Annotated in this window: 18 protein-coding genes and 1 tRNA gene; 4 read left to right on the top strand and 15 right to left on the bottom strand. The window is 62.3% G+C overall.

Translation table 11 applies throughout. The features are described 5' to 3' along the window. Window positions 1–119: 119 nt before the first annotated feature. Window positions 120–902: an IclR family transcriptional regulator gene (locus tag JQR87_RS00400; protein WP_407293758.1), complete on the top strand. Its 783-nt coding sequence runs from the start codon at window positions 120–122 to the stop codon at window positions 900–902. A gap of 94 nt (window positions 903–996) precedes the next feature. Here JQR87_RS00400 and JQR87_RS00395 read toward each other — a convergent pair whose 3' ends face one another. After that, window positions 997–1,578 (bottom strand): TetR/AcrR family transcriptional regulator, encoded by a 582-nt coding sequence (locus tag JQR87_RS00395; RefSeq protein WP_407293760.1) that lies wholly within the window; start codon window positions 1,576–1,578, stop codon window positions 997–999. A gap of 100 nt (window positions 1,579–1,678) precedes the next feature. Between JQR87_RS00395 and JQR87_RS00390 the strand changes: the two genes are divergently transcribed. Beyond that, complete coding sequence (locus JQR87_RS00390; RefSeq protein WP_407293762.1) at window positions 1,679–2,602, top strand: alpha/beta hydrolase family protein; 924 nt, start codon at window positions 1,679–1,681, stop codon at window positions 2,600–2,602. Window positions 2,603–2,947: 345 nt separating this feature from the next. Here JQR87_RS00390 and JQR87_RS00385 read toward each other — a convergent pair whose 3' ends face one another. From JQR87_RS00385 to gabD, 4 genes are all read right to left on the bottom strand, one after another. Beyond that, window positions 2,948–4,090, bottom strand: coding sequence for an acyl-CoA dehydrogenase family protein (locus JQR87_RS00385; RefSeq protein WP_407293764.1), 1,143 nt, complete (start codon window positions 4,088–4,090; stop codon window positions 2,948–2,950). A gap of 12 nt (window positions 4,091–4,102) precedes the next feature. Beyond that, a complete protein-coding gene (locus JQR87_RS00380) occupies window positions 4,103–5,299 on the bottom strand; it encodes an acyl-CoA dehydrogenase family protein (protein ID WP_407293766.1) in 1,197 nt (398 codons plus the stop codon). A gap of 46 nt (window positions 5,300–5,345) precedes the next feature. After that, on the bottom strand, window positions 5,346–7,451 hold the full coding sequence (locus JQR87_RS00375; RefSeq protein WP_407293769.1) for a 3-hydroxyacyl-CoA dehydrogenase NAD-binding domain-containing protein: 2,106 nt from the start codon (window positions 7,449–7,451) through the stop codon (window positions 5,346–5,348). 267 nt (window positions 7,452–7,718) lie between these two features. Then, window positions 7,719–9,167, bottom strand: a complete 1,449-nt coding sequence (gene gabD / locus JQR87_RS00370; RefSeq protein ID WP_407293771.1) for an NADP-dependent succinate-semialdehyde dehydrogenase — start codon at window positions 9,165–9,167, stop codon at window positions 7,719–7,721. Window positions 9,168–9,494: 327 nt separating this feature from the next. Here gabD and JQR87_RS00365 point away from each other — a divergent pair. Next, window positions 9,495–9,571 (top strand) — tRNA-Arg (locus JQR87_RS00365). Between the two features lie 150 nt (window positions 9,572–9,721). Here the strand turns inward: JQR87_RS00365 and JQR87_RS00360 are convergent. Together JQR87_RS00360 and JQR87_RS00355 are read right to left on the bottom strand one after the other, a co-directional pair. Then, the gene (locus JQR87_RS00360) at window positions 9,722–10,447 is read right to left on the bottom strand and encodes a DUF4198 domain-containing protein (RefSeq protein WP_407293774.1); all 726 of its coding nucleotides are present in this window, start codon (window positions 10,445–10,447) and stop codon (window positions 9,722–9,724) included. A gap of 60 nt (window positions 10,448–10,507) precedes the next feature. Then, complete coding sequence (locus JQR87_RS00355) at window positions 10,508–12,634, bottom strand: TonB-dependent siderophore receptor (RefSeq protein WP_407293776.1); 2,127 nt, start codon at window positions 12,632–12,634, stop codon at window positions 10,508–10,510. A 136-nt stretch (window positions 12,635–12,770) separates the two neighbouring features. On the opposite strand from JQR87_RS00355, the gene JQR87_RS00350 reads away from it, so the two are divergent. Next, window positions 12,771–13,139, top strand: coding sequence for a PH domain-containing protein (locus JQR87_RS00350; protein WP_407293778.1), 369 nt, complete (start codon window positions 12,771–12,773; stop codon window positions 13,137–13,139). 168 nt (window positions 13,140–13,307) lie between these two features. Here the strand turns inward: JQR87_RS00350 and JQR87_RS00345 are convergent, their stop codons facing one another. The 8 genes from JQR87_RS00345 to gspG all read right to left on the bottom strand — a co-directional run bounded on the left by JQR87_RS00345 (window position 13,308) and on the right by gspG (window position 17,823). Further along, window positions 13,308–13,502: a hypothetical protein gene (locus JQR87_RS00345; RefSeq protein ID WP_407293781.1), complete on the bottom strand. Its 195-nt coding sequence runs from the start codon at window positions 13,500–13,502 to the stop codon at window positions 13,308–13,310. 304 nt (window positions 13,503–13,806) lie between these two features. Continuing rightward, a complete protein-coding gene (gene gspN / locus JQR87_RS00340; protein ID WP_407293783.1) occupies window positions 13,807–14,478 on the bottom strand; it encodes a type II secretion system protein N in 672 nt (223 codons plus the stop codon). Then, window positions 14,475–14,909, bottom strand: coding sequence for a type II secretion system protein GspM (gspM, locus tag JQR87_RS00335; protein WP_407297868.1), 435 nt, complete (start codon window positions 14,907–14,909; stop codon window positions 14,475–14,477). The genes gspN and gspM overlap by 4 nt, the downstream gene beginning before the upstream one ends. Continuing rightward, window positions 14,909–16,006, bottom strand: coding sequence for a hypothetical protein (locus JQR87_RS00330; RefSeq protein ID WP_407293785.1), 1,098 nt, complete (start codon window positions 16,004–16,006; stop codon window positions 14,909–14,911). The genes gspM and JQR87_RS00330 overlap by 1 nt, the downstream gene beginning before the upstream one ends. Continuing rightward, on the bottom strand, window positions 16,003–16,590 hold the full coding sequence (locus JQR87_RS00325; RefSeq protein ID WP_407293787.1) for a PulJ/GspJ family protein: 588 nt from the start codon (window positions 16,588–16,590) through the stop codon (window positions 16,003–16,005). The genes JQR87_RS00330 and JQR87_RS00325 overlap by 4 nt, the downstream gene beginning before the upstream one ends. Next, window positions 16,587–16,946, bottom strand: a complete 360-nt coding sequence (locus tag JQR87_RS00320; protein ID WP_407293789.1) for a type II secretion system protein — start codon at window positions 16,944–16,946, stop codon at window positions 16,587–16,589. Before JQR87_RS00320 ends, JQR87_RS00325 begins: the two co-directional genes overlap by 4 nt. After that, entirely contained in the window at window positions 16,943–17,383 is a 441-nt protein-coding gene (locus tag JQR87_RS00315) for a prepilin-type N-terminal cleavage/methylation domain-containing protein (protein ID WP_407293791.1), read from the bottom strand. Before JQR87_RS00315 ends, JQR87_RS00320 begins: the two co-directional genes overlap by 4 nt. Continuing rightward, the gene (gene gspG, locus JQR87_RS00310; protein WP_407293793.1) at window positions 17,383–17,823 is read right to left on the bottom strand and encodes a type II secretion system major pseudopilin GspG; all 441 of its coding nucleotides are present in this window, start codon (window positions 17,821–17,823) and stop codon (window positions 17,383–17,385) included. The genes JQR87_RS00315 and gspG overlap by 1 nt, the downstream gene beginning before the upstream one ends. Between the last annotated feature and the right edge of the window lie 5 nt (window positions 17,824–17,828).

Below are 17,828 nucleotides of genomic sequence, written 5' to 3'. Positions count from 1 at the left end.
GCAGTCACTGTGACGCTCAATTGCGAGCCGTTCAGCCTGAAATGCCCTGCTGCTGATCAATTGGGCGATCTGCTATCGTTCGCCCCCGCCGCCCCCCAACCAGACAGACCGACACCACCATGAGCGACGTTGAAGACACCGAGAGCCCCAAGGATCGTAAATTCGTCGAGGCGCTCTCGCGCGGGCTGGATGTGTTGCGCGCCTTCACCCACGGCTCGGTGGTAATGGGCAACCAGGACATTGCACGCATCACAGGGCTGCCCAAGCCCACCGTGTCGCGCATGACCTACACCCTGACCAAGCTCGGCTACCTCAGCTACTCGCCGCAGCTAGAAAAGTACCAGCTCGACTCCGGCGTGTTGGCGCTCGGCTATGCCTACGTGTCCAATCTGCGCGTGCGGCAGTTGGCCAAGCCGTACATGGACGAGTTCTCCCGTCGCACCAATACCTCAGTGGGCCTCACCTGCCGTGACCGGTTGTCGATGATCTATATCGAGAACTGCCGCCCAGCGGAGGTTTCGACGCTGCGCATGGACGCAGGTATCCGCCTGCCGCTGGCCACCACTGCGGCAGGCCGTGCCTTCCTCGCAGCGACGCCGGACAAGGAACGCGAGCATTTGATGGCAGCGTTGCAAACCAAGTACGGCGATGACTGGGCGACCATGAAGCAGTCATTGGATGGCTCCTTCGCCGAGTTCCGCCAGCACGGCTTCTGTCTTTCGCTCGGCGACTGGGACCGCAACGTGATGGCCGCGGGGGTACCGCTGCGCCTGGCCGACGGCAGCATCATGGCGCTGACCTGCGGTGCACCATCGTTTCAGCTCAGCGAAGAAACCCTTCGCGGTTCGCTGGCTCATCAGCTGGAGATGCTCGCCCGCGATATCGAGAGCCTCGGCGTTTGATCATTCGTTAAGCGAACGCCCATCAAGCGGAAGCCCGTGGGCCGCGCAAACCATTGAATCTCATCGACTCGGCTGGATGCCTGTCCATCTGCGGTCACTGCGCCCTGACGCTAGCCCAGGCGATGTCGGCGAGCAGTTCACGGCAGTCCGCCAACGCGGTGCGTGAGCGTCCGGCCACCCAGTTACGCGCCATGTCATGACAGGGCCCGATCACTACAGCCAGGAAACAGTCGCCGGGCAATCGTCGAAAGGCGCCGCTGTCGCGGTGCCGACGCAAGATCGTACTCACTCGCTCGCCATGGGCCTGATTGACCTCGCGCAGGCGTTGGCCCATCTCACCGGCTTCGACCCGCCCGCGGTTGTGCAGAACAAAGCGTGCCCAGTCCGGGTTTTCCGCAACCCAATCGATATAGCTGGTCACGAACAGCCTCACGCACGCCTCCGCATCCAGCGTCTCGATCAACCCGGCCTCCAGCCGCGCGGCGTACTCGCCGATACCCTCCAGATAAAGCGCAGCGATGATCCGCTCGCGGTTACCGAAATGATGGTAAAGGCTGCCGATGCTGGCTCCGGAACGGTCCCGGATCATCTCAATGGTGGTCGCTTCCACTCCAAACTCTGTAAAGCAGGCGAGCGCGGCCTGTAGGATTTCCTGCTTGCGACTACTAAGCGCCATCCAGCCTCCAAAGCCAACTAGAACAATTTTCTAGAATATTCTTCTACTGCTCGTATACTGCACTGATCGAGGCAATTCAAAAAGTGCGGAGAACTACAAGATGGCGACGATACAGGCCGAAGAGCGCTCGATCGATAACGGCAATGGCCACCTCCTGTCCAGCTACTGGTACCGGCCAAGCGATGCGCCACGCGGCGCCGTGTTGATTGCCCCGGCGATGGGCGTCAAACAACGCTTCTACGCCGCTTTCGCCCGTTGGCTTGCCGACAGCGGCTACCTCGTCGTCACCTTTGATTATCTGGGCATGGGTCGCTCCCGGCAGATGCCGCTGCGCCAGCTCAAGGTCGACATCCTCGACTGGGCCCGACACGACTGCAGCGCCATGCTTGCGGCAGTCGCCGAGGCTGCAGACGGCCTGCCCCTGTTCTGGATCGGCCACAGCGTCGGTGCGCAAATCCTGCCCCTGGTGCAAGGTCATGAACGGCTGACCCGCATCGTGACCATCGCCGCAGGCAGTGGTTATTGGCGTGAGAACAGTCCGCAGATCAAGCACAAGGCCTGGTTGCTCTGGCACGGCCTGGCACCGACGCTCACCGCCATCGCTGGCTACTTCCCGGGCGGCCGTATCGGTGCGGTTGGCGATCTGCCAGCGGGCGTGATTCGACAGTGGCGACGTTGGTGCCTGCATCCTGACTATCTGGTGGGCGTTGAAGGCGAACCCATGCGCCAGGCTTTCGCCGCGGTGCAGACGCCGCTGACCTCGCTGTCCTTCACCGATGACGAAATGATGTCGGCACGCAACACCGAATCGCTGCATGGCTTCTATACCGCCGCGCCGAAGACCATGCGCCGCATTGCTCCGAGCGAAGTGGGTGCGCATCGTATCGGCCATTTCGGATTCTTCCGGCAATCCTTCGCGCCGACGCTCTGGTCGGAATACCTGCTGCCGGAGCTGGAGCTGGAGCTGGAGCAGGAGCAGGAGCAGGAGCACCAGGGTCAGGCTGCTGCGGCCACGGCGACATAACCGCTTTCGCCTACCCGCGCACCTAGAGAGGCGCGATCCGCCTCGGATCACAAGCAATCGTAGGGTGGATCACGCTCCACCGATCCACCGATCCACCGCAGCACGGTGCCGATCCATCCGCGTGGATGTAAAAGGCGTCATCCACCCTACCGAGCTGGTGCCTGCCGATAGGAGCAGGCTGCAGACGCGCCTCGCCGCCCTGCACGGTCCCTTCGCGAGCAAGCTCGCTCCCACAAAGGCGCTAGAGCGCTGCCGACCGCAAGCGTGACCCTGGCCCTGGTCCGGGCCACTGCGCAAAAAACCCGCTCCTGAGAGCGGGTATTGCTGCCACGTGATCTCAGGCGATCACGCCACCTGCATCAGCTTCGCATAGGCCTTCAGGTGATGGTCATCGTCGCCGAACTGGTGGGCAATCATCACCAGGCGCTTGGCGTGGTGAGCGAGGTTGTATTCCCAGGTCATGCCGATGCCGCCGTGCAGCTGGATCGCCTCTTCAGCCACCTTGCGCGCGGCACGTGCGCAGATGTATTTGGCGGCGGCGATGATGCGGCGGCGGTCGTCGTTGTCTTCGCCGTCAGCAAAGGTCGCGGCGAGGATCGCCATGCTGGTCGCCTGCTCCAGCTCGGTCTGCATGTCCACCATGCGGTGCTGCAAGACCTGGAATTTGCCGATCGGCACGCCGAACTGTTTGCGCGTCTTCAGGTAGTCGAGGGTCAGCTTGCAGGCTTCGTCCATGCTACCCAGCGCGTCGGCGCATTGTGCGGCGATAGCGCGGCCCTGCTGGTAGCGCAGCGCCGGGAGCGCGTTGCCGAGTTCGCCGAGCAGCGCATCGGCGCCGACCTGCACGTTGTCGAGGAACAGCTCGCAGCCCTTGCGACCGTCGATGGTCGGGTAGACCCGCCGGCTGACGCCCTGAGCATTCGGATCGACCAGGAAAAGGCTGATACCGGCTTCGTCACGGCTGTCACCTGAGCTGCGGGCTGACACGATGATCTGCCCGGCGCTGTGCCCGCCGATGACCACGGCCTTACGTCCGGAAAGGCGATAGCCACCCTCTGCCGACTCGGCGCGGGTCTGCACGTCGTTGAGGTTGTAGTGGCTCTGCGGCTCCTCGAAGGCCACCGCCAGCTGCAGCGAACCGGCTGCGACCTGGGGCAGCAGATTTTCTTTCTGCGCATCACCGCCCAGCTGGCTGAGCAGCCCGCCGGCAAAGATCACCGATTGCAGATAGGGCTCCAGCGTCAGCCCGCGGCCCAGTTCGGTCATCACCAGCATGGTCTCCACGCCACCGCCGCCAAAGCCGCCGATCTCTTCGGCGAACGGCACGGCGGTCAGGCCCAGTTCGCCCAGCTGGCCCCAGAACTCGGCAGAAAAGCCCAGCTCCGACTCGCTGAATTTCTCGCGCTGCTCGAACGGGTAGGCGTCGCGCACCAGACGCGCCGCGGTGTCTTGCAGCATTTGCTGCTCTTCAGTCAGTTTGAAGTCCATTGCGGTGCCCCCTTACAGCTCGAGAATCATCTTCGAGACGATGTTCTTCTGGATTTCATTGGAGCCGCCGAAGATCGACAGCTTGCGCATGTTGAAATAGTCGCCAGCCAGCGCCGCGCTGTAGTCGGCGTGCAAGAGATCGCCGTCATAGTCCAGCTGCAGCTCTTCTTCGAGGAACGGCAGCGCGTAAGGGCCGATGACCTTGCGTAGCAGGCTGGTGATGGCCTGGCGAATCTCGGTGCCCTTGACCTTGAGGATCGAGGACTCCGCACCCGGCACGCCGCCTTCCTTTGCCGCCGCGAGAATGCGCAGGGTGCTCATCTCGATGGCCATCAGCTGCATCTCGACTTCCGCGACCTGGGCTCGGAACAGCGGGTCTTCGAGCATCGGCTTGCCGTCGCAGACTTCCTTCATGGCGATGCGCTTGAGGTGCGCCAAAGCTGCTTTCGAAGCGCCGATGCCGGCCAGACCGGTGCGCTCGTGGGTCAGCAGGTACTTGGCGCAGGTCCAGCCCTGGTTTTCCTCGCCGACAAGGTTTTCCACCGGCACGCGGACGTTGTCGAAGAAGACTTCGTTGACCTCGTGATCGCCGTCCAGGGTGATGATCGGCCGCACGCTGATGCCCGGCGTGCTCATGTCGATCAGCAGGAAGCTGATGCCGCGCTGTTGCTGGGCTTCCGGATCGGTGCGCACCAGGCAGAAGATCATGTTGGCGTGCTGGCCGAGGGTGGTCCAGGTCTTCTGACCATTGACCACGTAGTGGTCGCCGTCACGCACGGCACGAGTCTTGAGGCTGGCGAGGTCGGAACCGGCACCGGGTTCAGAGTAACCCTGGCACCACCAGTCCTCGCCGGACAGGATGCGCGGCAGGTAATGGTCCTTCTGCTGCTGGGTGCCGAACTTGATGATCACCGGCGCGACCATGTTGACGCCGAACGGTACGGTACGCGGCGCACCGAAGGCGGCGCATTCTTCGTCGAAGATATGCTTTTCCACCGGGCCCCAGGTGGTGCCACCAAGCTCGACCGGCCAGCCCGGCGCGTACCAGCCGCGCTTGACCAAAATCTGCTGCCAGCGCTCATGATCCTGTTTGGACATGTGCTTGCCGAGCTTGACCTTGGCAGCGATGTCCGCCGGCAGCTCGTCTCTCAGGAAGGCGCGCACTTCATCGCGAAAGGCGAGCTCTTCGGCCGTGTAGTTGACGTTCATGGATGAGTCCTCGATATCCGATCGACAGAGTGCAGGCGGGCGGTGCTTATTGCCCGGCCTGCCATTCGATGAAGGTGCGGCCTTCGGCGGCCAGTTTTTCCAGCAGCGGCGCCGGCTTCCACCAGTCGCCGCAACGTGCGTGCAGCGCCTTGACCCGGGCCAATACCTTGTCCAGGCCGACGCTGTCGGCGTAGAACATCGGCCCGCCGCGGAAGGCCGGGAAGCCATAGCCGTTGAGATAGATGACGTCGATGTCACTCGAGCGCTGGGCGATGCCCTCTTCAAGGATCTTCGCACCCTCGTTGACCAAGGCGTAGATCGTCCGCTCGATGATGTATTGCTCGTCCAGCGCCCGACGCTCGATGCCTTTTTCTCGCGACGCAGCTTCCAGCATAGGCGTGAGTTCAGGGTTCTCCAGCGGCGTCCGGTTGCCCGGCTCGTAGCGGTAGTAGCCAGCGCCGGTCTTCTGCCCCAGCATGCCGGCGGCGCAAAGCTTGTCGGAGACGGTGGGAAAATCCAGGTGCGCCGGCAGCGTCGCGCGCTGGCGCTTGCGGATCGCCTGGCCAATGTCGAGGCCAGACAGGTCCCGCATGGCGAACGGCCCCATAGCCATGCCGAAGTTGCGCAGCGCCCCGTCGACCTGCTGCGGCGTGGCACCTTCTTCCAGCAGGAATTCCGCCTCGCGGCCGTACTGGAAGACCATGCGGTTGCCGACAAAGCCGTCGCAAACGCCGACCACCACCGAGACCTTCTTCAATTGCTTGCCGATGGCCATGGCCGTGGCGAGTACCTCATCGCTGGTCTTCTCGCCGCGAACGACTTCCAGCAGGCGCATAACATTGGCCGGACTGAAGAAATGCAGCCCGACCACGTCTTCGGGACGCTTGGTGAAGGCAGCGATGGTGTTCAAATCGAGTGACGAGGTGTTGGAAGCGAGGATGGCACCGGGTTTGCAGACCGCATCCAGCTGTTCGAAAACCTGCTGCTTGACGCCCATTTCCTCGAATACCGCTTCGACGACCAGATCGACATCCGCGAGCGCACTGTAGTCGGTGACGCCGGTGACCAGTGCGAGGCGCCTCTCCATCGCGTCTTCGGTCAGGCTGCCGCGCTTGACGCTCGCCGCATAGGTGTCACGCGCGCGCTGGAGCCCGCGTTGCAGCGCTTCGTCGTTGATTTCCAGCAGCTTCACCGGCACACCCGCATTGGCAAAGCTCAGAGCGATACCGACCCCCATGGTGCCGCCACCGATCACCGCAGCGGTCTTGATCGGCCGCGGTTTCACCTCGGATGGCAGATCGTTGATCTTGCCCGCCTGACGCTCGGCGAAGAACGAATGAACCAACGCGCCGCGTTGCGGTGAGTTCAGGCATTCGGCAAACAGCTCACGCTCACGCTTGAGGCCTTCGGCCAGCGGCAGCTTGGTCGCCGCCTCGACCGCCGCGATGCAGCGCAGTGGCGAGAACAACCCAGGCATGCGCTTGGCGACTTCAGCATGCTTGGCGCGGATCAGGGCCTCGTTGTCGGCACCCTCAAGACCCTGGGTCTGCTCGCCAGTGCGGCGCGGTGCGCGGCCTTCATCAGCCATACGACGGCCGTAGGCGAGGCCGGCGTCGACCAGATCGCCCTCAAAGAGCTCGTCGATGATGTTGTGCTCCACGGCTTCGGCGGCACTGATCGGCGTGCCGCTGACAATCATGTCCAGCGCCTTCTCGACCCCGGCCAGACGCGGTAGCCGCTGGGTGCCGCCTGCACCGGGCAGCAGGCCCAATTTCACTTCCGGCAGGCCGACCTTGGCGTCCTTGCGCGCGATGCGGTAATGGCAGCCCAGCGCGACTTCAAGCCCGCCGCCGAGGGCGGTGCCGTGGATCACTGCAACGCTCGGCTTGCTGCAGCCTTCGATGGCCTCGATCACCTCAGGCAAGCTCGGTGCCTGCGGCGGCTTACCGAACTCCTTGATGTCCGCGCCGGCAATAAAGGTATTGCCTTCGCAGACCAACGCCACTGCACGGACCTGCTGGTCCGCTTCGGCGCGCTGAAAGGCCTTCAGCAGACCCTCACGCACCGCCTGGCCGAGGGCGTTGACCGGTGGATTGTTGACCGTGATTAGAGCGATCTCGCCCTGAATTTCGAGCCTTACGGCGTCCGACATGGCAGGCCTCCGCTTGTGAAATGATGATTAGAGTTGTTATTTCACGGAATCATGTTTCGCACAGCAGAATAGTCGAGTCATTTCCGCATGTCGAGAGACTGGCAATAATCGTTGAACCTCGCAAGCGCCATAAGCCGATCAGCGTTCCCGGCATAACCGAAACCCGGTTGACTGGCTCGCCGAACGGTCTCCGTCCTGATCAAACAGCGGGCACAAAAAAGGAGCCGGCCCCATGAGAAGCCGACTCCTTATAGATAGCCCAGCGCGTCAGAGCCCGAGGCAGAGATACTTGATCTCGAGGTAATCCTCTATCCCGTATTTCGAACCCTCACGACCCAGACCGGACGACTTCACACCGCCAAACGGCGCCACCTCAGTGGAGATCATTCCAGTGTTGATGCCGATCATCCCAGACTCGATGGCCTCGGCAACGCGGAACACGCGGCCCAGATCGCGGGCGTAGAAATAGGCGGCCAGACCGAACTCGGTGTCGTTCGCCAGGGCGATACCTTCGGCCTCGTCTTCGAAACGGAACAGGGGCGCCAGTGGACCGAACGTCTCCTCTTTGGCCACCTTGGCACTATGCGGCACGTTGACCATCAGCGTCGGCTCGAAATAGCTGCCCCCCATCTGATGCGCCTTACCGCCAGTCAAAACCTGCGCGCCATTGGCAACCGCATCCTCGATGTGCTCGCGCACTTTGGCCGCCGCGCGATCGTCGATCAGCGGGCCGATGTCGGTGCCCTCGTCCAGCCCATTGCCAACCTTCAGTTTCTCGACCGCCGCCTGGAATTTCTTCGCGAACTCGTCGTAAACGCCGTTCTGGACATAGATGCGGTTGACACAAACACAGGTCTGGCCGGCGTTGCGGTACTTGGACTGCATGGCGCCTTTAACGGCCTCATCGAGGTCGGCATCGTCGAACACCAGGAACGGCGCATTGCCGCCCAATTCCAGCGATACCTTCTTGATGCCCGGCGCGCACTGCTCCATCAACTTCGCGCCGACTTCGGTGGAACCGGTAAAGCTGAGCTTGCGCACCGTCGGGTTCGCCGTCAGTTCGTCACCGATGTCGCCCGCCGAGCCCGTGATGACGCTGAACACGCCCTTTGGGATGCCGGCGCGCTCGGCCAGCTCGGCCAACGCCAGTGCTGAAAACGGCGTCTGGCTTGCAGGCTTGAGCACCATGGTGCACCCCGCCGCCAGCGCCGGACCGGCCTTGCGAGTGATCATCGCCGCCGGGAAGTTCCACGGTGTGATGGCCGCCGTGACGCCAATCGGCTGCTTGATGACGATGATGCGCTTGTCTTTCTGATGGCCCGGAATGGTGTCGCCATAGACGCGCTTGGCTTCTTCGGCGAACCACTCGATAAAGGAAGCGGCATAAGCGATCTCGCCCTTGGATTCGGCCAGGGGCTTGCCCTGCTCCAGCGTCATCAGCCGGCCAAGATCGTCCTGGTTTTCCATCATCAGCTCGAACCAGCGACGCAGCTTCTGCGAACGCTCCTTAGCTGTCAGGTCACGCCAGGCCGGCAGTGCGCGCTCGGCCGCTTCAATGGCGCGGCGGGTTTCGGCAGCACCCATCTTCGGCACGGTCCCCAGAATCTCGTTGCTGGCCGGGTTGTTGACCTTGATGGTCTGGCCGCTGTCCGCGTCCTGCCAGGCTCCGTCGATATAAGCCTGCTGGCGGAACAGCTGGGGGTCTTTGAGTTGCATGGCAGTCTCCTGGAGAGCCGGCGCGGCGCCGGAAAATGAACCAAGGCCGTGGGGCCGTACGGGGCAGTTGGCAATGGAACCGCCCGACCTAGGTCAGAGCGAGGCTTGGCCTCGGGGTTCCAGCCGGGTAGCAGAGCGTTTGAAATCTCGAACGAATCCTAGGCTCAGTCAGGGACAGCGAGCAACACTCTGTGCAGAAAAATTAACGCACCATAACAAAGGCTGATGGGGCTTCGACCCGTCATTGATCAATTGCGCCGTGCGCCAAGGAGCTGCCGAAGCGCCATGGACGACTGCAGACGACATGCGTATGATTGCGCCCGCAACGCACTCGTAGCTCAGCTGGATAGAGTACTGCCCTCCGAAGGCAGGGGTCGTGGGTTCGAATCCCGCCGAGTGCGCCATCTTCAAAGTGAAAAGCCCCGGATGAAAATCCGGGGCTTTTTCGTTTCAGGCCGGTCGCTACTGAGCAGAGTCCTCCAACACCGATCACCGGGGAAGGTCCCGATGGTTGTGCCTTGATCACGTTCGTTTCGCTGAAGGTGACGGCTCTATCAGTGCTCGTGCTTCTCGCTGACGAAACTCAGTGAGGAAAACATGCCGCGCACGCGGGCGTCCGGGTCGTCGCTCGGGACCGTGGTGGAGGCTGCAATGACGTTGAGGCCATGGTTGCGCACGGTGACCTTCGCTTTGCCCTGGGCGTCGGTTTTCGTCGCGACTTCTCCGGGTGCATTTACGAAGTCGGCGATGAGCTCGACGTTGGACGCCGGTTTGCCATCCACCAGGACCTGGACTTCCAATTCCTCGCCAGTTTCAACCGACAACGGATCCTGTTGGGGCACGATCACGAGCTTCAGCTCGCCCAGCGCGGGCAATTTCGCCCCCTCCTCCAGTACGGCCAGCGTGTACTTGTAATAGCGCCCGGAATCCAGCGCGCCAGGGACCTTGGTTTCGCCGACGTTAAGCCACTTCTTGTCCGGCGACTGGGTCCAGTAACCGTTGTCCAGCGCCACGCTCAGCACCGCTGGCGATTGAAGCGGCTTGAGCCGCGCATGGTCTTCCAGACGTTCGACGGTGACCGGGATACGACCGCCCTGCTGATTGCTCGCCCAGGCGCCAGTGATTTTCTTGGGGTCGTAGGCGTTGTCTTCAGCACCGTCGCCGTAAATGACTTCGATGTTGCCGCGCCGCTCCTCGGTCCAGATGCCGTGAGCCGAAACCTGTCCGGTCAACATGGCAGCCAAGAGCGCAGCGGCGATTTTTACGTGTTGCTTGTTCATTGTTCTTCCTTACGGGTGGGGCTGGTGACAACCGGCTCGGGTGAGCGAGCCGGATCGGCATTATAGGTTTAGCGACAGGCTCAGGCTGAGGTTGCGCGGATCGCCCGGCATCACCCAGACGTTGCTGTAGGAACGTTCGTAGTAGGTGCGATCGAAAGCGTTGTTGAGGTTTACGCCCAGGGTCAGGTTTTGCGTGGCTTTGTAGCGCGCCAGAAGGTCAACTGTGGTGTAACCCGGCAGTTCGAAACCGCTGTCCGCGACGTTGCCGGAGCGATCACCGACGTAATTGACCCCACCACCGAGCTCCAGGCCACGCAGCCCGCCGTCGAGAAACTCGTAGACGCCCAGCAGGCTGCCGCTGTGCTTGGGCACATTGAGCAGGCGGCTGCCGCGCACCAGGGTGTTGTCTTCCGTCACTTCAGCATCGACATAAGCGTAGGCGCCGATCACGCGAAGCTCGTCGGTCAGCTGGCCTGTCAGCTGCAGATCGACACCGCGGCTGCGCACTTCACCCGCGGCGATCTGATAGCTGGAATCAATCGGATCGCCTGTGAGCACGTTTTCCTTGGTCAGGTGGAAGGCAGCGATGGTCATCCCCAGGCGGCCGTCGAGCAGATCAAGCTTGAAGCCCGCTTCGTATCCAACGCCCTCCTCGGGATCGAACGAGGTGCCGGTCCCCGGCCGTGGCGCACCCGTATTGGGTTTGAATGACTGCGAGGCGTTGGCGAATACCCCGACTTCCGGTGTGAACTGATAGAGCGCGCCAATGCGCGGCGTGATCTTTTCGTGGGTCTGCTCGACACGTGTGCCGGCAACTTCATTGTCCAGCCGATGTTCGTAGTGGTCGTAACGTGCGCCGACGACACCGAAGAGCTTTTCGCTGAAGCGCATCTGATCCTGCAGGTTCAGCGAGCGGGAATGCACCAGCTCGTGGCGATCCGTGCTGCGCCCTCCAGGGCCAACGCTGAAAGGTAGCCGTGGCTGCCCATAGACCGGCTCGTAGATGTCTATCGCTGATAACGGAGGGGTGCGCAGCACCGCTTCGTTCTTGGCATAGCGCTCGTACTCGGTACCGATCAGCAAGTTGTGCTCGATGTCGCCGGTGTACACCAGACCGCGCAGTTCCAGCTGGGTGATACTGTCCTGCCAATCGTAATCGCGGTAGCGGTACTCGCGGTTCAGGGTGCGCGCATCAGCTTTGAAAAAACTCGCTTCGGTGGCGCCGCCGCTCAGTCGGCCTTGCTTGTAGTGACTGGCGAGCCGGACGGTCCAGCTCGTATTCAGATCATGCTCAAGCTCGGCTTGCAGGCTTTCATTGTTGTTGTCGATCTCGCCGTCACCGGACTCCCCGAAAAAGTCGGAACGCGAAACGCTGCCAAGGTGATCGTTCGGCGCAACCACACCGCGGTCGAATACCTGGCTGCTGCGGATGACCTCAGCCTGCACCAGCAGGCGCGTCTCAGGCGTCAGTTCCCAACTGAACGCAGGGGCGAAGAACTGCCGCTCGCTGGAGCGGTAATCACGGAAACTCTTGTTGTCTTCCACCGCCAGATTCATGCGATAGAGCATCTTGCCTTCGTCGTCCAGAGGTGTATTGACGTCCAGGCTGCTTCGGTAACGATCCCAGCGGCCGGCGCTCAGGTCCAACCGGACAAACTGGTCGTCTAGCGGGCGTTTGCTGACGATGTTGATAGTGCCGCCTGGATCACCGCGGCCATAGAGGCTAGACGCTGGGCCTTTGAGGACATCGATACGCTCGACATTGGAAGGGTCCTGCGGATTCATGTAGCCGCGGTTGACGCTGAAGCCATCCTTGTAGAACTCCGAGGTGGTCAGCCCGCGGATGCTGTATTCGTACATGGTCAGGCCGCCGAAGTCGTTCTGCCGCGCCACGCCGCCCGCATAGTCCAGGGCCTTTTCAATGCGCGGACTGTCCAGGTCCTCGAGCACCGTAGCAGGAATGACGCTCACCGCCTGCGGCACCTCTTCGAGTGGCGTGTCCGTCTTGGTGGCGCTGGCTGAACGCCGGGTCTGGTAACCCTTGGCCTCGGCCTGTTCCCGATCGGCCGTCACCACCACTTCCTCAAGCACTGCGCGGTCTGACTCTTGAGCCAGCGCCGACATGCTGCCCAAACCCGCCGCGGCGGCAACGCCCAATAACCGTGCTACAACCCTGCTGCTGCTCATGACCGCTTCCATTTAGATGTTATAGCGTAACATTTGATCGGATGCTGTCTGCCGCTGTCAAGGGAGCGCCTTGTGGAAAGCTACCGTCGGCTAGGGCAGCATGCGGCGATAACGATCCATAACCGGGAGCGCAGCGATGATCGACTTCGACAATAAGGGTTTCTTCAAACTAAAGCAGAACGACGAGTACGCCGAGCGGGTCAGGTCGCTGCTACTGGATGATGAGCAGGTAATCGATGCCTACAAGTCCATGCGTGACGGCGTCGTGTTCACCAACAAGCGGATCATTGCCGTCAATGTCCAGGGCATTACTGGCAGCAAAAAGGATTTCACGTCCCTGCCCTACAAGAACATCGTCGCTTATTCGGTTGAGACGTCGGGGACGTTCGATCTGGATTCCGAGCTGGAGGTTTATTTCTCTTCGCTTGGAAAGGTCAAGTTCGAGTTCACTGGCAAGACCTCGATCGTCGAAATATCGAAGCGCATATCCCAACACGTGCTCTGAACTGCCGGCAGCGGCTGGGTAAACCGTGCAGGTCTACAGCGCTTCGCAGTGGCAACGTTCGACTCGTTGCACTTTGGCCGTGCGACGACCAGCCGATACTCGCTCTAGCTCGCTAGCATAGAGGTGGGAGAGAGGCTTGCGTCTGTCTGCAGACAGGGACGACGGTCGTTACCGTTCGTTCCCAACACCAGAAGCCACTTCTTCAGCCGTCCGAGACGCTACCTCGGCACGACGGTAAGTTGATTCGGATGGTTTGGGTTCTTCAGCACGGATACCCAACGCGACCAACAGCGTCTCGCTTATTTCCATGAATGAATAGCCATCGGCCCAGATTTCAGTTTTGCCGTTCAGTCTGTTATCCATTGCTTTCCATATCCCTGGCTGGCGCGCCACTCAGCCATACGTTCGAATTGTTGTGCTACGCCTGTAGGCGATACGCAACTTGAGCATCCAACGTGCCAGCTCTGAAATGATTTTTTATGCTTTATTTTCAACAACTTAGAGGCGAATGAAAAACTGGGCTGCGTTGCAACTTGCACGATCGGGCATTATGCACCATGCGATGTGCATGTTAGCGTCGCTGCGCTTCTTCTACCGCCGCCAATCGCACGGTCCCGAAGCAGCTGTTTGCACAAGGGTTTAACTGCAAACGACCCTAACGGCGCAATTACCAAACGAACCGCGTCTGGAACGACTCCTGCCCCTGTCCCAGCAGCCCAAATTGACGGAGCAAGCCGCCCAACTCCGACGCCTTGGCAGCCGTTCCGCTGAGTTCGGTCGTGCGTGCGGTGAGATCTGCCTTGAGATCGAAACGATGCTGACCCGGTTGCTCGAGCCGCGCGTGCAAGCGCGGTGATTCGGCGCAATCGAGGCTGATCTCGCCATGCCCAAGCGGCATGGCCCAAGGCGATAGAAGATCGAGCTGTGGCGCTACCAGGCTTCCGACACTGGACTCGCACGCCTGGCCGCGCCCACTGATGTCGATCCGACCTTCCCATTGCCCTTCAAGCCTCACCGGCTGCTCGGGCGTCGCGGTACTGCCGCCATCCTGAAGCGACGCCTGCCACTTCCAGGGCCAGCCTCGTAGCGCGACGAGCCAGTGACGTTGCAACGCGCCTACCTGCACGTCCGCCCCGGGGCCGGCCAGCTTCAGCTGCCAGCTTACCGGGCCGAGCGGCCCGATCTGCTGCGCCTGACCGTTCCACAAGGTGCCGCTGATTGATTGCGGTTGCCAGTCATCGGGCCAATCGACCCAACGGGCCCAGAAGGCTGCAGGCGAGCCCAACAACACAATGATGATGAGGACGATCAGCGCCCAGACAACAAGCCAGCGATTCACTTTGGAGCGCCTTTGCCGTACGCCCGGAACTCGAGTTCGAAGACCAGGCCCTCGGCGTCTTTTCCGATATGCCAGCGCTGGGCATGCCAGCCTCGTGTCATGGCCCGATCGATGAATGAACCAAGCGCATCGGCACGCCCCATACGGCCGCTCAACCGCCAGGCGGCGCCGTCCGGGGTCACTTCGGTCAGCACAAGGCCGGTGGCGCTGGCAAGACTTCCCCAGTCATCAGCGACTAACGGTTGGGCCACAGGCAGTGCTCGGGCCTGGCCCGCCAGGCTCCGCCAACCCTGCGACTCCTGCCACGCTTTGATCAGCGGACGACCCGCGACGTAGACCGCCATCATCACCACCAGCACCCAGCCAGCCGCTAACAATCGCTGCCGGGGAGGCGGCAGCGCCTGCCAGTGTGCACGCATCTGTTCAACCATCACGTACCGCCTCCTTCGAGGTCTATCCGGGCGATCAAGGTACTACCGTCCCGTGTCAGAGTCGCCGTGCCGCTGACCTCAGCTGCGAGTGCATCCCAGCGCGCCACGTTTTCCAATGCCTCGCCGTGACCGTTGAGTTTGATCTCCCAATGCCGGCCATCGAAGCCAAGGGATTCCAGTGTCCATTCGGAATGCTCAGCCAACCAGCTATCAACTGCGTTGCCCAGCGCCGCCGTCTGTTGCAGGCGAAAAAGCCGCTGCTGCTCGTCACGCTGGAGGCTTCGCAACCGGCTCTCGGCTTGCTGCAAGGTGCTCGCTCCCAGCTGCTCGCTCAAGATCGTTCGTACCTGCACGCCCTCTTGCCAGCCCTGTGCGGCTGCGAGCACGGCCCAACCAAGCGAGAGGGCCACACAGACGCCGGCCAGTCGGAACGTGCCGCGCCAGCGACCTGCCGGGCGTGATGCGCGCCTGGCCCGCACCAGGCTGGGTAAGCCCTCGAACATCACGTCCGAGCCCGGCTCTACGCGGCGCCCTGTGGGCAGCAAATCGCCCAGAATCCCAGCCGCCAGCTCGTCCGGTACCGCCAGCCAGTTCTGCTCGCCCTGCTCGTCAGCCTGGATAACGCAGGTGAATCCCGAAGCCGACCATCGGAGCGCATCGCCTGACTTAGCCTCGGGGACGAGCTGGAACTCACTCCAGTACCGCTCGATATGCAAACCCAACGCACCGGCGTCATGCTGCCATCGAGCCAACCGGGCAGGATCCAACGCCACGAGTCGCAAAGTCTTGTTTCGCCGGCCAACGCAACCGACCAGCACCGTCTCGGGCGGTTGCAGCAGGCGGTCCTCCAGCAGCATAGGCCACTCGTTCGGCCGCACCCCTGGCGGGGCGACTGTCTCGAAGTAGCTGACAGCATCCACCGGAACAATCAGTGCGCAACGCAGCATCTGAAGGGCGGCCGGCGGTGGCCAGTCGCCCTCCGCCACCAGGGTGCCGGCCTGCCAGTGCTGCCAACGCCATGGCTGAGCGTCACGTGGGCGCACCAGCAACCAGCTGGCCGCTGCCGGGCGCAACCGGAGGCGCAGACGTTCAATCATGGCCGCAAGTCCGGCAAGGCGAAGGTGCAAACATAGGGCTCTCCCCGATACTCGAATTCTATCCGTACGCCACGGTTCGGCTGGGCGGCGGTCTGCGATGGGTAAGCCAGCCAGCGCTGCCCCTGGCGGTAACTGAAGCGGACCTGCTCGACCGGCTCGATCGTCTCGCGCTTGACCCACCGCGGCACGCCCGCTGCATACAGGTCGTCGCTGGCGTAAAGCACCAATCGCTGGGCGTCGGCTTCGTAGCGCAGGCGTTGTCGCTGCAAGCGGGTAGCACCCTCAGCAGGCGGCCACGCGGCCAGCGCTGTCCACTGCAGCTGCAGCTGATCGGGTCGCCAGTCGAGCCACGCCAGGGGTAATGGCAGGCGCTGCTCATAAAGCTGGCGCAGGCTGATGCCATCGAAGCGCGACTCCAGCGCAAGGCAGAACGACAGAACCTCAGGCCGGTCAGCCGCCTGCAGTCGCTCACGAACCTGCAGCCATCCGTTAACCTGCGCCGCGATCAGCAGGCCGAGCACGACGGTCAGCGCCATCGCTACCATCAGCTCTATCAATGTGAGGCCCCGCTCGCGACGGCTCATGGGCGCCGCAGGAACACGCTGAAATGCCCCAGCGACCGCTCTTCGTCGTCGAACAGGCTCAACTCGCCGCGGCGCAGATCCGCGACGCCGGTGTAGCTCAGGTTCATACGCCATTGACAGTTTCGCGCACCCTGACGCAGCTGCCCGCGTACCTGGTCGATTCGCGGCCAATAGCTTTCCACCTCGAAGCGCGCGATGAGTTCGCGGGCGCACAGGGCTGCGAACTGCCGATCGCGAACGGCCAGATGCCCATCGATCCGTTGATGCAGAACCGAGGTCACCATGACAGCCATGGTCGCCGCGATCATGAGCGCCACCACCACTTCCAGCAGGGTGAAACCCCGGCTCCGCCTCATCGCTCGACATGCAGCGAACCATCGCTGCTCCAACGCCAGCGCTCGTGACCGTCCGGCCATTCCCAATCGACCGTCATCGCCCGTGCCACACCCGTAGGCGTGAACACGACCCAAGGCTCGCCGGCCTTGCCATGTCGCGGTTGCACCTGTTCAGGCCAGGACTTGTCCAGCGGCGTTGCCAACCAACGCAGCGAACCGTCCTGCAACTTGCTTTCGAATCGAGCGGGACCACCGCTGCTCCAACCCAGACCAATGAGCTGCCCTGTGTCGCGGGCACGCAGCTCGAGGGCTGAAGCGCGCTCGGCCAGCCGTTGCAGTGCGTCGGCTGCCAGCGTCTCGCCTCGGGCCAGCCAAGCCACGCTCATGGCGGTGACCAAACCGGCGATGAGCAACACCAGCATCAACTCCAGCAGCGTGAAACCGCCCGCTCTGCTCATCAGAGGTTCCAGTTACCGATGTCCGCGTCGGTGCCCTCTCCGCCTTCCATGCCATCGGCACCCAGCGAATACACATCGAACCGCCCATGCTGACCTGGGGAGCGGTACTGATAGGCCGCGCCCCATGGGTCTTTCGGCATGCGTCGAATGTAGCCATCGGTCCGCCAGGCACGCGGAAGCGGCTCGGTGGTCGGCTTCTCGATCAGGGCGGCGAGGCCTTGCTCAGTGGTCGGATAGCGCAGGTTCTCCAGGCGATACAAGTCCAGCGCCTGCTCCAACGTGGCCAGATCGGCACGCACCTTTTGCTGCATGGCCTGGTCCTGGTTGCCCAACACGTTGGGCGCGACGATTGCCACCAGCAGGCCGATGATAAAGATCACCACCATGATCTCCATGAGGGTGAAGCCCCGTTGCCGGGCCGGATTAGAGTGAGCACGCATGGATC

This window comes from Stutzerimonas stutzeri (assembly GCF_051028275.1).
Classification (GTDB): Bacteria; Pseudomonadota; Gammaproteobacteria; order Pseudomonadales; family Pseudomonadaceae; genus Stutzerimonas; species Stutzerimonas stutzeri_AS.
The sequence above is the reverse complement of the archived record's forward strand: the minus strand, read 5'-3'. Positions and strand labels throughout refer to the sequence as shown.

Bases quoted from the DNA above. Each gene is read 5' to 3' on its own strand.
- JQR87_RS00400 (WP_407293758.1), top strand. From the start codon at position 120: ATGAGCGACGTTGAAGACACCGAGAGCCCCAAGGATCGTAAATTCGTC.
- JQR87_RS00395 (WP_407293760.1), bottom strand. From the start codon at position 1,578: ATGGCGCTTAGTAGTCGCAAGCAGGAAATCCTACAGGCCGCGCTCGCC.
- JQR87_RS00390 (WP_407293762.1), top strand. From the start codon at position 1,679: ATGGCGACGATACAGGCCGAAGAGCGCTCGATCGATAACGGCAATGGC.
- JQR87_RS00385 (WP_407293764.1), bottom strand. From the start codon at position 4,090: ATGGACTTCAAACTGACTGAAGAGCAGCAAATGCTGCAAGACACCGCG.
- JQR87_RS00380 (WP_407293766.1), bottom strand. From the start codon at position 5,299: ATGAACGTCAACTACACGGCCGAAGAGCTCGCCTTTCGCGATGAAGTG.
- JQR87_RS00375 (WP_407293769.1), bottom strand. From the start codon at position 7,451: ATGTCGGACGCCGTAAGGCTCGAAATTCAGGGCGAGATCGCTCTAATC.
- gabD (WP_407293771.1), bottom strand. From the start codon at position 9,167: ATGCAACTCAAAGACCCCCAGCTGTTCCGCCAGCAGGCTTATATCGAC.
- JQR87_RS00360 (WP_407293774.1), bottom strand. From the start codon at position 10,447: ATGAACAAGCAACACGTAAAAATCGCCGCTGCGCTCTTGGCTGCCATG.
- JQR87_RS00355 (WP_407293776.1), bottom strand. From the start codon at position 12,634: ATGAGCAGCAGCAGGGTTGTAGCACGGTTATTGGGCGTTGCCGCCGCG.
- JQR87_RS00350 (WP_407293778.1), top strand. From the start codon at position 12,771: ATGATCGACTTCGACAATAAGGGTTTCTTCAAACTAAAGCAGAACGAC.
- JQR87_RS00345 (WP_407293781.1), bottom strand. From the start codon at position 13,502: ATGGATAACAGACTGAACGGCAAAACTGAAATCTGGGCCGATGGCTAT.
- gspM (WP_407297868.1), bottom strand. From the start codon at position 14,909: ATGGTTGAACAGATGCGTGCACACTGGCAGGCGCTGCCGCCTCCCCGG.
- JQR87_RS00330 (WP_407293785.1), bottom strand. From the start codon at position 16,006: ATGATTGAACGTCTGCGCCTCCGGTTGCGCCCGGCAGCGGCCAGCTGG.
- JQR87_RS00325 (WP_407293787.1), bottom strand. From the start codon at position 16,590: ATGAGCCGTCGCGAGCGGGGCCTCACATTGATAGAGCTGATGGTAGCG.
- JQR87_RS00320 (WP_407293789.1), bottom strand. From the start codon at position 16,946: ATGAGGCGGAGCCGGGGTTTCACCCTGCTGGAAGTGGTGGTGGCGCTC.
- JQR87_RS00315 (WP_407293791.1), bottom strand. From the start codon at position 17,383: ATGAGCAGAGCGGGCGGTTTCACGCTGCTGGAGTTGATGCTGGTGTTG.
- gspG (WP_407293793.1), bottom strand. From the start codon at position 17,823: ATGCGTGCTCACTCTAATCCGGCCCGGCAACGGGGCTTCACCCTCATG.